Origin of the sequence: Novosphingobium sediminis (assembly GCF_007991615.1) — a bacterium.
Lineage (GTDB): Bacteria > Pseudomonadota > Alphaproteobacteria > Sphingomonadales > Sphingomonadaceae > Novosphingobium > Novosphingobium sediminis.
Window position 1 is genome coordinate 180,901 of sequence record NZ_BJYR01000019.1, and the last position, 15,944, is coordinate 196,844.

At 62.5% G+C, this 15,944-nt stretch carries 13 protein-coding genes and 1 pseudogene; 7 read left to right on the plus strand and 7 right to left on the minus strand.

Going from position 1 to position 15,944, the window contains the following annotated elements:
- Nucleotides 1–10: 10 nt before the first annotated feature.
- Together NSE01_RS15100 and NSE01_RS15105 are read right to left on the minus strand one after the other, a co-directional pair.
- Nucleotides 11–2,929, minus strand: coding sequence for a TonB-dependent receptor (locus NSE01_RS15100; protein ID WP_246135231.1), 2,919 nt, complete (start codon nucleotides 2,927–2,929; stop codon nucleotides 11–13).
- A gap of 361 nt (nucleotides 2,930–3,290) precedes the next feature.
- Nucleotides 3,291–4,070, minus strand: a complete 780-nt coding sequence (locus NSE01_RS15105) for an SDR family oxidoreductase (protein ID WP_147160470.1) — start codon at nucleotides 4,068–4,070, stop codon at nucleotides 3,291–3,293.
- 1,123 nt (nucleotides 4,071–5,193) lie between these two features.
- On the opposite strand from NSE01_RS15105, the gene NSE01_RS15110 reads away from it, so the two are divergent.
- From NSE01_RS15110 to NSE01_RS15135, 6 genes are all read left to right on the plus strand, one after another.
- The gene (locus NSE01_RS15110; RefSeq protein ID WP_170233853.1) at nucleotides 5,194–6,336 is read left to right on the plus strand and encodes a sensor histidine kinase; all 1,143 of its coding nucleotides are present in this window, start codon (nucleotides 5,194–5,196) and stop codon (nucleotides 6,334–6,336) included.
- Nucleotides 6,329–7,033, plus strand: coding sequence for a LytR/AlgR family response regulator transcription factor (locus NSE01_RS15115; RefSeq protein WP_147160472.1), 705 nt, complete (start codon nucleotides 6,329–6,331; stop codon nucleotides 7,031–7,033). Before NSE01_RS15110 ends, NSE01_RS15115 begins: the two co-directional genes overlap by 8 nt.
- A gap of 94 nt (nucleotides 7,034–7,127) precedes the next feature.
- On the plus strand, nucleotides 7,128–8,417 hold the full coding sequence (locus NSE01_RS15120) for an amidohydrolase family protein (protein WP_170233854.1): 1,290 nt from the start codon (nucleotides 7,128–7,130) through the stop codon (nucleotides 8,415–8,417).
- A 63-nt stretch (nucleotides 8,418–8,480) separates the two neighbouring features.
- Nucleotides 8,481–8,849, plus strand: a complete 369-nt coding sequence (locus NSE01_RS15125; protein WP_147160474.1) for a PadR family transcriptional regulator — start codon at nucleotides 8,481–8,483, stop codon at nucleotides 8,847–8,849.
- Nucleotides 8,846–9,439 (plus strand): hypothetical protein, encoded by a 594-nt coding sequence (locus NSE01_RS15130; RefSeq protein WP_147160475.1) that lies wholly within the window; start codon nucleotides 8,846–8,848, stop codon nucleotides 9,437–9,439. The genes NSE01_RS15125 and NSE01_RS15130 overlap by 4 nt, the downstream gene beginning before the upstream one ends.
- Before the next feature lie 52 nt (nucleotides 9,440–9,491).
- Nucleotides 9,492–10,364 (plus strand): CPBP family intramembrane glutamic endopeptidase, encoded by an 873-nt coding sequence (locus NSE01_RS15135; RefSeq protein ID WP_147160476.1) that lies wholly within the window; start codon nucleotides 9,492–9,494, stop codon nucleotides 10,362–10,364.
- A gap of 155 nt (nucleotides 10,365–10,519) precedes the next feature.
- Here NSE01_RS15135 and NSE01_RS15140 read toward each other — a convergent pair whose 3' ends face one another.
- Nucleotides 10,520–10,879, minus strand: a complete 360-nt coding sequence (locus NSE01_RS15140) for an EthD domain-containing protein (RefSeq protein WP_170233855.1) — start codon at nucleotides 10,877–10,879, stop codon at nucleotides 10,520–10,522.
- A gap of 32 nt (nucleotides 10,880–10,911) precedes the next feature.
- Nucleotides 10,912–11,745, minus strand: a complete 834-nt coding sequence (locus NSE01_RS15145) for an antibiotic biosynthesis monooxygenase (RefSeq protein WP_218033280.1) — start codon at nucleotides 11,743–11,745, stop codon at nucleotides 10,912–10,914.
- Between the two features lie 130 nt (nucleotides 11,746–11,875).
- On the opposite strand from NSE01_RS15145, the gene NSE01_RS15150 reads away from it, so the two are divergent.
- A complete protein-coding gene (locus NSE01_RS15150; RefSeq protein WP_147160478.1) occupies nucleotides 11,876–12,607 on the plus strand; it encodes an IclR family transcriptional regulator in 732 nt (243 codons plus the stop codon).
- A gap of 352 nt (nucleotides 12,608–12,959) precedes the next feature.
- On the opposite strand, the pseudogene NSE01_RS15155 reads toward NSE01_RS15150, so the two are convergent.
- The 3 genes and pseudogenes from NSE01_RS15155 to NSE01_RS15165 form a co-directional block, all read right to left on the minus strand.
- Nucleotides 12,960–14,167 (minus strand): annotated as a pseudogene (locus NSE01_RS15155) (IS91 family transposase).
- 6 nt (nucleotides 14,168–14,173) lie between these two features.
- The gene (locus tag NSE01_RS15160; RefSeq protein WP_147160479.1) at nucleotides 14,174–15,082 is read right to left on the minus strand and encodes a tyrosine-type recombinase/integrase; all 909 of its coding nucleotides are present in this window, start codon (nucleotides 15,080–15,082) and stop codon (nucleotides 14,174–14,176) included.
- A gap of 521 nt (nucleotides 15,083–15,603) precedes the next feature.
- Nucleotides 15,604–15,944 (minus strand): transposase (locus NSE01_RS15165; RefSeq protein ID WP_174812056.1); only part of this gene is annotated, 341 nt, incomplete at its 5' end.

Here is a 15,944-nt window from a genome sequence, read left to right on the forward strand (position 1 = left end):
GTGTTCCGGCTCAGAAGCGCGCGCCGAAACCGGCGAGCACCTGCGGTCCCGGATAGTACACCGAGAAAGGGGCGTTGTCGTATCCCAGCGTCGTTCGCAGCGGTGCATTACCCACGTTGAGCACCGAAAGCGTAAACCGGAAGCGATCGTGCCAGCGCGGCAGCCGGTAGATCAGCGCAAGATCAAGCTGCCCGCGCGGGTCGGTATATTGCGCCAGATTGAGCCCGTTGAGCGGACCATTCGCGGCGACGGACCGCCCATTCCAGTCATAGCGCACGCTCGCCGAAATCGGACCGCGCTCGTAGAACAGTTCGGCCGCCGCCGATGCTCCGGGCACTCCCGGCGCGACAAGGCCCGTCGCCGATTGCTGATCAAGGAAACCTGCGCTCACCGTGAAGCCGAGTCCCTTGGCCAGCGGGTCGAGCGGCTGCGTCCACGTCGCCTCGATTCCGCGCAGCAGCAGGCTCTGCAGATTGATCGGGCGCGTGAGCGAGATGGGCAGTTGCGGCACCGGAATGCCGGTCTGAAAGGAGCGGTCGTTCAGAACATTCTGCTGTGTCGAGGAAAGTGCGGAAAACGGGATGCCGAGCGAAGCGAAAGTGGCCTGATCCGCCTGCACCACGGTAAAGCCATCGATAGCGCGCGAGAAGGCCGATACCGAAAGCAACCCGATCCCGCCGGTATACCACTCGATCCCGAGATCGAAATTGGTCGAAACATAAGGCTTCAGCGCAGGATTTCCGGCTGCTGCAATCTGGGCCGAGGCATCGGTGAACACTGTGCTCGGCAGCAGAAGCGAGGGATCGGGCCGGGTCAGGGTGCGGCCATAGCCGAAACGCAGGTTGATCCTGTTGGTCATCCGCGCGAGCAGGTTCGCCGAGGGGAGCCAGGCGCCATAGCTGCGCTGCGAACGGATCGTCACCACATCGCCGTTCAGCAGCGCGACGCCAGCCACATCCTGATCCGTGGCGACATGGCGCAGTCCCAGCTTCGCCTGCACCTCGCGGCCAAGGATGCGCAGCGCGGCGTTCACTTCGCCATAGCCCGCCAGCACGCGCTCGCCGATATCGCCGGGTGGATTGCCGCCGACCTGCGTCGTCGCCAGCGGCGCGTCATCGCTGAACGCCTGATAGCCCGTATCGCGCTTCAGCGCCGCGAAATCGGGCGCGAGGAACGTGGTGTAGCCGACCGGGCCCTGCGCCAGTCGTCCGAAATCGGAAACCTGCACGCGCTGCAGATAGCGCGCCAGATTGCCGTTCGGCACGCTGCCCGCCACACCCGCGCAGTTCGGGCCGCAGACCGCAAGCTGATAGGCCGGGCTGTTGTCATAGGAGCGGATCTCGCGGCGCGACCGCTCGTAGCTGGCGCCGGCCTTCACGTTCAGGCGTGCGGTGCCCAGCATGATGTCGATCCGCGCGCTGTCCGTCGTGGTCTCGCGGCGGATGTTCTGGATGTTGAGCCGCGACCACTGCCAGCCAAGCCCCGGATCGCCGAGATCGCGGTTGGTCGTGATGACCGGCTGCGCTGCGCTCCCGCGATTGTCGAAGCGCACGTCGATGCCGGACTGCATCGGCGTCTGGAACAGGAAGGTTGGCTGCTCGCGCCGGAACTGGCTGCGGTTGAAGCCTGCCTGCGCATCGACCCGCACCGTCCTTGCCGGCTCCCAACGTGCATTGGCCGTGACGGCGTGAAAGCGGGTGTCCTGATTGTAGAGGCTCTCTTCGGCGAGGAAGGCCGAATTGGCGAACAGCCCCGATGTCACGACGTTGTTGGCATCGACGGAGAGGCTGATGGGGACCATACCCCCGGTCGATTGCGGCGTCTTGCCCGGGCCGGAATTGCGCACATACCACTGCATGCCGAGATGCTCGTAGTCACGCTCGGCATGCGCGTAGAGGCCGTCGAGCGTGATCTGCAGGCTGTCCAGCGGCCGCCATTCCACCGCAGCAATCGCGGCCGTGCGCTCGCGCGTGCCGCGCAGCAGCAACTGCCGTGCCAGCCGGGGAAGCAGCGCGGCGCTGATCTGCGAGAGTGACAGCCCCGATGTGGCGACCAGATCCACCTTGTCGCCCGGCACAAGGCCATGTCCTGCAATGGCGGGCACCAGTCCGGCATAGCTGAATCCGTTGCCGCTATCGCCCGATGTCAGGCATCCGGGTCCGCAGGCTGGCACATTCGCATCGGTCCACCCGATCGTCTCGAACCCGTCCACCCGCTGCACGCTCTTCAGGGCCGAAACCCCGGCCAGCACCCCGAACCTGCTGCCCGACCAGCTCACCAGCACCGATCCGCGCGGAGCCACCTTGCGGCTTGCCGAGGCATACTGACCTTGTCCGCTGACCGTCAGCGAAAATCCCGGCCGGTCCGAAGGGCGCAAGGTGCGCAAGTCGATGGTTCCATTGATGCCGCCCTCGATCATCGCCGCATCGGAAGCTTTGGGCACGTCTACCCGTGCGAAGAACTCCGCCGGCAACAGGTCGAAATCGACCCCGCGCCCGCGCGAGCCCCCGTTGGTCCCGCCATCTGAGGCCACCTGCAGCGGCGCACCATTGAGCAGAACGCGCACGAACTCCGAACCCAGCCCGCGCACCGAAATCTGCACTCCCTCGCCGGTCGCATCGCGCAGGAGGCGCACGCCCGGCAGGCGGTCCAGCGTTTCAGCAATGTTGGCGCCAGAGGTCTTCGCGATATCCTCGAGGGTGAGCGTCTCGGTCGTGAGAACGGCGGCACGCCTGCGCCCCAGCGCATCGATCAGCGAAGACCGCAGGCCGTTGACCACGATCGCCGCAGGTTGCGCATCGTCCCCCGATGCGTCGGCGGCCCCGGATACTACCGTCTGCGCACAGGCATGACCGGCAGACAGGCCGCTTGCCAACATGCAGGCAGCCGAAAGCCGTACGGCGGACGCGCGAGTTCTGTTTTCACCCACTTTCGACCCCCCATCTTGCACTGCCGGATACACGCGGGATCAAGCGAACAGTTACTTCCAACAACCGAATTTGCTTTTGAATTTAATTGTATGACGCACGCCGGGCGCATTTCGCAGGCCCACGGCGGCATTCGATCAACACCGAAACGCGGTGGTGGTGCTTGCGGCTAGTGCCAATGCAAAAGCATGCAGAACCGTCCCGTACTGCCTGCAAAACAAGGACACGCCCTAGCCCCGTTACGTCACATACTAACCGACCAGTATCCAAGCCCGCAATGGCCCATCGCCGCCGTCCTCGCTGGCAGTTCCCGGATGGAAAGGGGGGGGGGGTGGGCGCGAACGATCGCGCCCGCCAATGCCATCAACCGGGAGAAGCGGCCGAGCCTGCGAGCAGACCGCCATCGATGTTGACTTCCGTCCCGGTCACATACGTCGCTTCATCAGAAGCGAGCGTCACGACGATGGCGGCGACTTCCTCCGGCATGCCGAACCGTTTCAACGGCGTGTCCGCTACAAGCGCCCGCATCCTGGCGTCCCGGTCGGGACCATCGCCCAGCATCGGCTCCCAAATCGGCGTAAGGATGGCAGCCGGGTGAACCGAATTGCAGCGAATGCGCCAACCTTGCTGTGCGCAGTAGAGCGCAACCGTCTTGGTGTGATTGCGGATCGCCGCCTTGGATGAGGCATAGGCAGCAGCACCGGGAATGCCGACAAGCCCCGAACGCGAGGATATGTTGATGATCGATCCCGTCCCCGCTCCCTTCATGGCGCCGATCGCATAGCGGCAACCAAGGAACGACCCGTCAAGGTTGACCCGGTGAACCTCCCGCCAATCCGCAAGGCTGGCGTTTTCTGGATCGTGAGGCACCACACCTGCCTCGAACCCCGTCACGCCAGCATTGTTGACCACCACATCGGCCACCGGAACGATGCGCGCCAACCGCAACCAGTCGGCCTCTTCGCGCACGTCGAGGGGTTCGAACCGGCAGCCGATCTCAGCGGCAGTTGCTGCACCCGCTGCCGCGTCGATGTCAGTAGCGATAACCACGGCGCCTTCGTCATGGAAACGCGCGGCGATAGCGCGGCCAATACCACGCGCAGCGCCGGTGACGACGCACGTCTTGTTTTTCAATCTTTGCATGATGTTCTCGAAATTCAGGAGTCCAGCCGGCGGATTGATCCGCTGTCGAATGCTTTGCCGCCTTAGCGGTGACGCTGGATCATTTCGAAAACTCCCGAAGACGCCGCGAAACTACGTCGGCGAGGCACCGACTTCAAGTGATGAAATCCCGCAACATTCCCATTTACAGCCTCTCTCTGTCCAAGGTTGACCTTGCAGCGACAGGGCTTGCCCGCTTTGGGCGGCTCCCGAATGGGCCTGATGCAGGCAGGAACCCTCGGCTCTCGGCAAGAGCAAAGATCCCCGATTTCTCAGGGCGCAAATTGATGCAAGCGTATGGGGAGATGGAGCGGGTAGCGGGAAGCCAAATTCCACCATATACACATGAATAATATAGAAATATTTTGACCAATTGAACTGTGAGGCCCCCATATTGGCCCCCGAACCGGCTGGATGTCTGTGGAAAACCTCGGACGGTTGTAACAGGTTGAGGGGCCGGTTGGCTTCAAGTCAGATTTGACTGGCGACGTCTCGCCATAAATTGACATGTTTTCAGGCCGTTGGCCCGGGTACCAGTCACATCCAACTTGCCAGTCGAAAATGACTTGGAAGCTGCCATTTGCCTGCAATGCAATCAAGCATCTGAAAGGTATACATATTCATTCCCGTTGCGCATGCGATTTGTCGCGTACGGTGTGTAGTGAACTGTAACCAACTGCGAGGTCGGGACCGGCAGTTTTTCCGATTTTGAAGCTATTTCCTTGCCGCAGTTTCGGTTGGGAGCCGAAAGCTTCGCGGTGATTGAGCCGACGTTCCGCCTGAACCGTCGCCGATTCTATTGAGTTGTCCGCGGGCGTTTGAAACTGAAATGTCGGACGAACCGAAAGGCAGCTGCACGGTTGCGAAATCGGGTTAGCGGCCATTCGGATCAATCAACGCAAAGGGCGGCTATCGACCAACTCAAGACATTCAGTGTCGTTGATGCGAGTGGCGGCTCTCTCTGAAACCTGCCATTCGGGTCGCGCATGCCACCCGGTCGGCTATGCGCCCTAACTCCGGTCGTTCGAAGTTTGAACGCATTGCCCTAAAAGCTTCCATTTCACAGGCTGATCCCACCCACTTTGGGCTGAGATCGTGCACCACGGTGGACACCGTCAACCTTGGTCAGCTTGAACAAGTAAACGTCCCACTACTGTCGTCGGAGCGCCGCTCAGCCTATTCGCCGCGCATGGAATCGTCGACCAGCCCCTCATACCGAATTTTGTCGATATGGATTGCCTTTGCATGGTCATGCATTGCGATCGCATGGGGACCGGCTGCCGCGCTAGCAGAGAGCCCGGATCCGTCGTTCCGGGCTTTCGCCAGCGCGATCGTCCTTTGCTTCGCGACGTTCCTGCCGTGGGCTCTGACAACGCCAACCCTCTTCGCAGTGTGTCGCAGATATCCTCTCGGGGAAGGGAACAATGCACGATCCATCGCTGCCTTGCTGCTGATCGGGATAGGCCTTGTCCCCGTCCTTGCGGGCCTCTTACCGTTGATCGAGGGTCTGGGAGCGGTAGCCCTACCCGCAGTGTTCGGTGAGCCCCAGGCGCCATCGGAAGCACTCAGACGTGTGCTGGTCACATCTCTGTTCGCGCTGCCAACCTATGTGGCCGTCATCGCAATTGGTCAGACCCTTGTATGGGCGAACAGGGCGCGAAACCAGGAAGTTCGCTCAGCTCGGGCAGAGCTTCGCGCGCTGAGGGCAGAGCTCAGTCCCCACTTCCTTATGAACGCGCTGGGATCGATCGCACAGATGGCGCACGTGTCTGCCGAACGCGCGGAGGCGGCGTTGTTGGCGCTGGCCGACGTCCTGCGCAGTGGCCTGTCAGCGGAAGAGGAAATGCACACGCTGGCTGACGAACTGGGCGCTGTCGACGAGCACGTGACGCTGTATCGTGAACTGCATGGAAAGCTGGTTTACAGACGCGAGGTTGGCGACGGACTGTGGCAGCAGCAAGTGCCAACACGCATCCTTGTTCCGCTTATCGAGAACGCACTGACGCACGGCGCACCGCTGCCCGACGGCACGCGGCAGATCGAACTGACGGTGACAGATATTTTCGGCGCGCTACAAATTCATATGTCGAATCCTATCCTTCGCAATTCACGCGCTTCGCGGGGGCTTGGCACCGGTCTGGACCAAGTCAGGCAGCGCCTCGCGATCCTTTATGGAGATAAGGGCTGCCTGACTGCAGCGCCTAACGGTGATCAGTTTGCCGTCATTCTCGAGGTGCCACATGGCTGACCTGTCTGTGCTGGTTGTCGAGGACAATCTGCTGGCGAGCGCAGCCCTGCTTCGGTTGATGAAAAACCATGACGATATCGGTCAAGTCGTTGAAGTGAGGAGTCTGGCTGAAGCTAGAAAAATTGTAACAGCAATGGCTTTCGACGTCGTATTCCTCGATGTCTGTCTGCCCGACGGCACCGGCGTCGCGCTTGGCAGCGAACTGGTCCGGCGCGGTCACGGGCCAGCGCTGGTCTACCTCACTGCCGACCCGACTGCGGCTGTCGACGCCTTCCGACAGGGCGCATTCGACTATCTCCTCAAGCCGATTGCATCATCCGATCTCGCGCGGGCTCTGAGACGCGTTCGTCAGGCGAGACATGGCGCGCCGCCCCCGCCCATCGAGATCAGAGATGGGTCCTCGACACGCTACATTGCGACAGAATTGATCGCGGCGGTAGAGAGTGCGGGCCACTACCAGTGCATCCATGCCGCAGGCGAAGTGCATCTTGTTCGACAGCCTGTCGCAGCGCTTCTCGCGCAACTTGGTCCCGGTTTCGTGCGAGTCCATCGGTCCGTCGTAGTGCGCACCAGCCTCGTCACGGCGATGGAAACCCGGCGAAATGGCGATGGCGAACTGGAACTTGCCGGCGGCAAGCGGGTTCGCTTCAGCCGTTCTTTCAGGGGCGAGCTCGAAAAAGCGCTGGGCACACGCTGACCGCCTTGCGCCGCCACAGCCTCGCTTCACGCCATGGGAACTGGCAGGCATGCGCCAGCATAGTAGCGACCGGCACCCCGACCAAGGAGCTGTCATGATCCGTTTTGCTGTCCCATGCCTTGCCCTATTGCTTGCCTCTGCCCCGCTCGCTGCGAAAGAAGGCGAAATTGCCGGCACCCCCCGGATCGCGGCGGCTTTGCCAAAACCCGCTCTCTCGCTGGAAGGCGGCAAGTGGTTCGACGGCCAGCGCTTCGTCGAAGACCATTGGTATAGCATCGATGGAAAGCTCACGCGGATCCCTCCGGCCAGAATCGACGTGCGAATTGATCTGGACGGCCGATACGTCCTCCCGCCACTCGCCGATGCTCATAACCACAATCTTCAGAATGCTTGGACGGCAGCTACCTTTGCCGACGATTATCTGCGCCGCGGAATATTCTATTCGGCGCAATTGGCGGCGAATGCAGAAGAAATCGCTGGTTATCGCGGCTTGCTGGGCGGGCCGGGCAGAGTTGATGTCCTGTGGGCAGAGGCGACCCTCTCGAGTTCGGACGGGCACCCTCTCGGACTGGCGCTGGCAGGTGCCAAGCAGGCGGGCATGCCAGACGATCCAAAAGACTATATCGACAAGTCCTTCTGGGCGATCGAAAGCCTTGGCGATCTCGACGCCAAATGGTCGAAGATTGCCGAAACCCGGCCTGAACTCCTTAAGGTGATCGTTGTTGACGATGCCCATGCGGCGGAGCAGCGGGAGGATCCGTCGAGCTACGGTTTCCGAGGGATGAGCACGGCTTTGCTTCCCGAAGTTGTTCGGCGCGCACATGCAATCGGCGCCCGTGTTGCCGCGCATGTTGACAGTGCCGACGACATCGATCGCGTCGTTGCTTCTGGTGTAGACATCGTCGCACACCTCAACACGCGCATTCCGAAGGGACTGACGGCCACCGACCTGCGTCTGTCGGAATCCACCATTGCCGAGATGAAGCGGCGCGGTACGAAAATCATTCCGACTGTTGCGGTCACACGTTACTACTTGGCTGCTCATCCCGAAGATCGGGCCGAACTTCTGGCAGTAATTCGTGACAACTTAACGCGTCTGAAGGCGGCGGGCGTCCCGATGCTTGCGGGGAGCGATCTATTCGATGGTTCTGTGATTGACGAGGTCGAGGCACTCCTTGCGACAAATGTCTTCACTTCCGAAGAAGTGCTTGCCCTTACCACCTCGGCAACGCCGCGCGCCTTGTTTCCAGATCGACTGATCGGCAGTTTTGCGGAAGGAGCAGAAGCCAGTCTGATTGCCTATGACGGCGATCCTTCCAAAGATCTGACGATCTTGCGAGAGCCCCGGCTTGCTATCAAACAGGGCGAAATCCTTTCCCGTTGAATGCGCATCGGGGGAATAACCAATATCCTTGCAATGCAAATATAATGGTTATACAAGGTAATCATGACGCAGGAACAGTCTCGGTTGGATGATTCGGTGGCGCGCTGGGAAACCCAGCTCCGTAAGGGCGTGCTCGAACTGGTCATCCTGCTGACTTTGCGTGAGCGGGAAAAATACGGTTTCGAACTGATCTCCGGAATTGCCAAGCGCTCCTCGCTCGAACTGTCGGAAGGGACGATCTATCCACTGCTACTACGGCTTGCGAAGGACGATCTTATCGAGTCGCGCCTGGCGCAGGGTGATGGCGGGGCACCGCGCAAATATTATTCGGTCACGCCGCATGGCCGCCGCATGCTCGACGCGATGACCGCGGGCTGGACGAAGTTGGTCGCCTCGGTTGATGCGCTGACCGCACCGGAGACTGATCGATGAACCCCGCCTACACGCCGTCCTTCCACGAGGCAAAGGCTCGCGCCATGTGGGCGGGTTATACTGCGGAGATCGACCGGATGGTCGCGCTGATCGGGCCCGATGCGGCGGATCTGGCGGAGGATCTGCGGATGCATCTGGCGGACAGTTTCGCCAGTGAAACGCACGGCGCGGAGGCGGAGCGGTTGCAGCGCGCCATCGACCGGCTCGGTCGCCCGGCAGATTTCCTGCGCCCGATGCTCGCCGACGAGCTAATTGCACGCGGCACCGCACGCTATTCCGCACCGCTCATCTCGCGCGGGCTCTATCATGCGGTCCGCTCCGGCTCGGGCCGCGCCCTGCGCGCCGGTCTGTTCGGGCTGGGCTATCTGCTGCTCGCCATTTTTGCAGCCATGACCGTGCTGAAACCCTTTTTCGGCGACAATGTCGGCCTTATCCGCGGGGCGGACGGCTCGCTGACCTTCGGGCTCGTGTCCACTTCTGGGGGTCAGGACCTGCTCGGCCTGTGGTCGGTGCCGCTGACTCTGGCGCTTTGCGTGCTGCTGTATGTCCTGCTGACGCGGTGGCTGCGACGCAGCCTCCGCCCGACGTAGGGTCCGGCGCAAAAATTTATCCCATTACCTTGTAATACAAGAAAGGACTTCCATGACTTCCCTCGTGTCCGGGACTGCGTCCGCGCGCCCGCAATCCGCCGCCTGGGCGGCCCGTGTTGCGACCTTCCTCGCGCTCGCTTTCGGCTTCAGCTGGCTCATTTGGCTGGGCGTCTGGTCGGCGACCGGACGACCGGATTCGCTCACCGGCACGCCGATGCTGATCGCGGTGTATGTCGGCTCCTTCGGCCCGGGCCTGGCGGGAGCGGCGCTGAGCGCGCGCGAGGGGCGGCTGCGCGAATGGGCGGCCGGTTTCCTGCGCTGGCGCATGGGCTGGGCTGGAGTCGCGGCCATCGCCCTGCCGCTGCCGATCGTGGTGCTGGGCCTGACCGCGGCGCTCGGCTACACGCCGGTGCCGATGGACAGCGTGCCGCCGGTGCTGTCCTATCTTACCCTGTTCCCAGCGGTGATCTTCAACGGCGTGGTCACCGCCGTGCTCGGTGCGGGTCCGCTGGGCGAGGAAGGCGGCTGGCGCGGCTATCTGCTCCCGCGACTGCTCGACCGGCTCGGCGAAGTGCCGGCCTCGCTTCTGCTCGGGCTGATTTGGTCGTTCTGGCATCTGCCAATCATGGCGATCCTGCCCGAATGGCGCGGCGGCCTCAGTTTCGGTTTCTACCTGCCCGCCTATACGGTGACCGTCATGGGCCTGTCGCTGCTGATGACCCGGATTTGGCTGCTGGCGCGGCGCAGCACGCTCGCAGCGGTGTGGATGCATGGCGTGATAAACGCCCTCGGCGCCATCGCCTTCAGCGCGCAGCTGTGGGACGGGGGCTGGTCGGCCAAGGCCAACATGCTGCATTTCACCTCGGCAATCTGGCTTGCGGCCTTGGTCCTGCACCTGATGAAAGGGATGCATCAGCGTCGCTGACATCATTCTCCGAAACGAAGGACGTGTACATCACCTAATAGAAAACACGGAAGGCCGGCACATGGCCCCTCAGTTAAACGACGGCCTTCCGCGCAGAACCGATGAATCGGGATAGTCCGATCGGCCGAGTTTAAGCACACACGAGAACGATGAAATCATCCCTCACGATATTCGCCGATTATTTCCTCCTGCTCGCCGACCAGGATCAGCGTGTTGTCGTGGTCGAGAAAGGTTTTCTCATCCGGAAAGACGACGTTCTTGTAAGTGTCGGAGGTCAGCACCGCTTGCATGCCCTGCTCGCTGTCGAACCAGAGCTCCGCGGTGCCGTCGAAGTCGGCATTTTTGGCGACATCGGTTTCCAGCGCGACAGGGTGCGTTTGGATATAGCGCAGGCAATGCCCCTCTGCTTCTGGAATGGAGCGAAACTTGGGTCCGTGAACTTCTACATGGTGCTTCACGAAATCCTCGTGGCTCATGCCTGCCTTGCGTTTCAGGAACATGGTCATCTTGATCATTGGTATGTCTCCTCGAATCTGGTTTTTCGGCATCATGTGTTGGGCTGGGGCTTCCAGCGCGGCATCGGACAATCGGCGGGGTAATCGACCCCGTCGGGGCTGGAGATTAGCTCGATCAAGGCCCCCCATGGCGCTCGGGCATAGACGCCGGAATTGCGTTCGCCGTCCTCGACGCCAGCCAACGGATGGGGATCGGACAGTAGGGTGCCGCCCGCATTTGTCAGCCGCTGTGCGGCAGCGTCCATGTCGTCGACATAGAGCGCGATGTGCTGCAGTCCGTAATCGACCAGCCCGGCGGCGTCAGCCTGATCGGCATTGGCGATGCGAAACATTTCGATATTCGCAGATGCGCCAATTCGCATGAGCCGCATATGTTCGATCCGCGCCCCCGCGGGAATTCCGAGCTGATGCTCCACCTCAGCGCCCTCCATTGGGTCCGCATCGGCAGGAAGCACATCGTAAAGCGTTCGCGCACCGAACGCACGGGACAGGAAGTCGGACGCCGCGTCTACATCGGGGACTGTAATCCCGACATGGTCAATTCCGCGCACACCGGGGGCGGCGTCGTCCGGCTGGCAGACCAGTGCAAGTTCGGTGACATCGGACGCCCCGCCCTCGGCCAGTTCTCTCAACGCATTATTGAACGACTTGGTGTGCTGCTGATCAAGATGCGTGTCGAAGGCTTCTCGGTCGCGATATCGTTCGATCATCGTCCAGCCGCGCTTGGTTGCGGGCCGCTGAAACACCTCGAACCCTTCGTTGCCGGCCTCCTTGCGAACCGCGTTGGCGAGGTTTGCAATATGGCTCTGAAGCGCGTCTTCCTGACCGGGAAGCGCGGTACACTGCGCCATTACTATATGTGGCATTGGCTGATCTCCTTGTTCATACATCACGGTAATGGAATTTCGCACCGTGTTGTTCCGCCGCTCTGGCCATGGGCCGCCACCAAGCCCATAACTTCAACATGATTGAAAAACTCGGCAAGAATGGCCCCTCATGAGTAAGCCGATCCAGTCGGTCGAACGCGCGATGCGGATGCTGGAATTCCTTGCGCAGGCGGAGGGCGCCGCGCCGCTTGGCGCAATTGCGAACGCTGCCGGAGTGCAGTCGTCGACTGCTCACAACATCCTCGCAACGCTCATCGCGCTGGGCTATGTGCGACGTCCCGCGACCGGGTCCGACTACCGGCTGGGTGGCCGTATTCTCAACCTCGCCCGGATCGCGGGCGACGACGACGCGCTGCGACGGCATTTCCGGCCCTTGATGGAAGAGACAGCACGGCGGTTCGAGGAATCAACCTATCTGATCGTGCCGAGCGGCGATGAACTCTATTATCTCGACGGTATCGAATTGCCGAACAACCCGACCGCTCACAGCCGTCTGGGCCGCCGCGAGCCCTTGTCCGGTTCTGCTATCGGACTGGTGATCGCCGCGTTCATGCCTGGTGTTGCGCAAGCCTTGGCGAACTTAGAACGGCGCGCAAGCCTGACCGAAGATCTGGAACAGGCGCGCCAGCGCGGCTTCGCTTTCGAGGAGGGTAAATACCAGTCCGGGCTTAACTGCGTTGCGATACCCCTGCGGCTGCACGGCGAGACGGTCGGGGGCCTTTGCCTAAACGGCGCGGCAAAGCGGCTGCCGCAGCGGACGCTTGTGTCGATTGCCGGCGTAATGGCCGAAATCGCGCTAAAAATTCCCGTCGCAGATTTAATCATCCGTAGCCGGATATAAAGCGAACGCATCGCCCGCTGATGTCTGCTTCTGACTTGCTTGCCGCCAAGAGCGGACTGACTGCTACCGTTTAGAGTTTCGGACGCCGGTAGGCGTCGGAAAGTCGACGGTGCCCGAACCCGCGGGCCGCATGCGCTGAGCTATGGGGATTTCGATTTCGGACCGGTTGGGGCGTCTGCTGACGGTGCCGATATGCGGACCGTTCTAGGAGCAGCATGTCCGATTTTGCAGCGACAAAGCAGCCATGGGATGGCGGCTCGTCCGGCTTTGGCGGAGCCGCGACTGCTTCTAGGTGGATGATATGTAGACGTCCTGGTCCTCGGGAACGCGGTTGCGGTGAGGCTTGGCGGGGTCAGACCGTGCCGGGTGACGACGCGAGGTTCCCGGATGGGGCGATGGGGGATGGCGGGCCGCGCGGCAGATAACGGCGTTTGATGGTCTCGATGATGATCATGGTCCGCCGCAGCAAGGGCATGGCGGGCGCGGATGCGCAGGTTCAGTAGGCGTCTCGTCTGGGGCGGGCGGCGCGAGCGCGAGCAGCTGGCGGGCGCGTTTGAGGTGAGCTTTGCGCGTGCCGCTGGCGAGCAGGCCATAGTGGCGGATGCGGTGGAACCCGCGCGGCAGGCAGTGCAGCAGGAAGCGGCGGATGAACTCGTTGGCGCTGAGCGTCATGACCTGCTGCCGGTCTGGTGCGGAACGGCGATAGTCCTTGTAGCGGAACGTGACCCCATGCTCGTCGAGCCGCAGGAGGCGACTATTCGAGATGGCGACCCGGTGGGTGTAGCGCGAGAGATAGGCGAGCACGGCCTCGGGACCGGCGAAGGGCGGCTTGGCGTAGACCACCCAGCGCTTTTTGCGCACCGGCGCGAGGTGGCGCAGGAATGCGCGCCGATCGGCGAGATGAGCGAGCCGGCCGAAGAAGGCGAGCTTGCCGGCATCATGGAGCGCCAGCAGCCGGGTGAGGAACAGGCGGCGGAACAAGGCGCCCAACACGCGCACCGGCAGAAGGAAAGCCGGACGGGAGGATATCCATCGGTCCCCATCCGGCGCGATACCGCCGCCCGGCACGATCATATGGATGTGCGGGTGATGGGTCATCGCCGAGCCCCAGGTGTGGAGCATGGCGGTGATGCCGATGCGGGCACCGAGATGCCTGGGGTCGGCCGCGATGGTGAGTGTGGTCTCGGACGCGGTCTTGAACAGCAGATCGTAGAGCAGCGTCTTGTTGTGGAAGGCGATGGCGGCGATCTCAGCGGGCAGCGTGAACACGACGTGGAAATAGCCGACCGGCAGCAGGTCGGCCTCGCGCGCGGCGAGCCAGGTGCGCGCGGCGGCGCCCTGACACTTGGGGCAATGCCGGTTGCGGCAGGAGTTGTAGGCGATCCGCCAATGGCCGCAGTCGGTGCAGGCCTCGACGTGCCCGCCCAGCGCAGCGGTGCGGCAGTGTTCGATCGCCGACATGACCTTGAGCTGATGCAGGCTCAGGTGACCGGCATGGGCGGCCCGATAGGCAGGCCCGGCAGCACGTAAGACATCGGCGACCTCGAGTGAGGAGCGCACCGGTCCTCAGCCGCTCGGTGCCTCCTTGTCCGGCGCCGCGAGTGCGAGCCGGTCGAGCGGGCTGACCACCGCCCGCACCGTCTTGGTCGCTACCTGCGTATATAAGGCGGTGGTGTTCAGCTTGGCATGACCGAGCAGCGCCTGGATGACGCGGATATCGACACCGTCCTCCAGCAAGTGCGTAGCAAAGCTGTGCCGCAGCGTATGCGGACCCACCCGCTTGGCGATATCGGCTGCCTCGGCGGCTTCGACGACGACACGGTGGAGCTGGCGTGTGCTGATCGGCAGCATGGCGCCTCGTCCCGGAAAGAGCCAGCCATCAGCGTGGAGCACACCCTGCTGACGCCCCGCGCGCCACCAGTCACGCAGCAGCACGAGCAGGCCCTCTGGAAGCATGGCGTTGCGGTATCGCCCGCCCTTGCCACGCTCGATCCTGAGCAGCATGCGCTTGCTGTCGATATCGCGCACCTTGAGCGCCGCGACCTCGCCGACACGCAGACCCGCACCATAGGCGACCGACAGCGCGGCCTGGTGCTTGAGGCAGGTGGTCGCATCGAGCAGCCGTTTTACCTCGCTCTGGGTCAGCACCACCAGGATCTTGCGAGCGTGCGCGGTGCGGACCAGCTTGCGTGCAAGGTCGGGCCGGTCGAGGGTGTGGGTGAAGAGGAACCGCAGCGCCGCCACGATGCTGTTCATGGTCGGCGCCGGCACCCCGGCTTCCCGTTGCTCGATCTGGAACCGGCGGACATCCTCGGCGGTCGCGGCATGCGGGGAGCGCCCCAGCCAGGTCGCGAACCGTCCTACATCGCGCTGATAGTTACGCTGCGTCTCCGGCCCGAACCGGCGGATGGTCATATCCTCGATCAGCCGCTGGCGCAGCGGGCTGATGGGCGAAGCAAGTACAAGATCGTGCATCGTTCGACTCCTCGTGTTGAAGGAGCCACAATCGTCTGCCTCTCTCGGATAAGGCGCTATGCCTGTCGTTCTGCATCACCCTCACGCAAAGGCCCCTCCCGCGAAGCGGGTTCGTGCACCGGCCCAGTTGCAGCCGCTGTGCGAGGGCAAGCCAGCAAACGCTGAATGTCGGCTCATGGCAAGACCTAACGTTCAGTCCAAAACTCGGGAATGGCGACTTCGTCGAAGGGTTTCGGGCGCCGGCAGGCGTACGAAAGTCTTACAAGTACGACCCGCGGTGATGCTAGCACAGGTCTATGGGTAAAAGGGCTTTGGTGTGGATGGGAGCGACTGAAGCAGGCTTGCCGGCCAGCCTTTTTTAGGCGGAATAGTGTGGAAGTCAGATAGCCATTGGGCTCTTAGCGCCGCTGATCCTGCTGCCAACGAGGCCAGTTTTGAGTGTGCTGGTGGCGTCGACACACCTATCCCCATGGACCGAGGTGCAACGCTCACGGCCATCATGAAGGGCAAGCCATGCCGGATCATGACGAGTTCTTCCGGATCGGCGGCGCCGATTGCGGGGGAGCGCGGGGCTGGCACCATCGGGCGAAGGCCTCGATGATGGTCATGTGCCCGCCGCAGCAAGGGCACGGTGGGCGATGATCGGGCGGGTCGTCGGGCTCGGTGCCGGTCTCCCCAATCGACGCGGCGACGCCCAGCAGCCTGCGGGCCAGCGCCATGGCTTCTTTGTGCGTTGAACTGGCGAGCAGGCCGTAATGCCGGATGCGGTGGAAGCCGCGCGGCAGGACGTGGATCAGGAAGCGGCGGATGAACTCGTCGGTGGCCAGAGTAGTGATCTGCTGGCGCTCGCCACCGTCGCGGC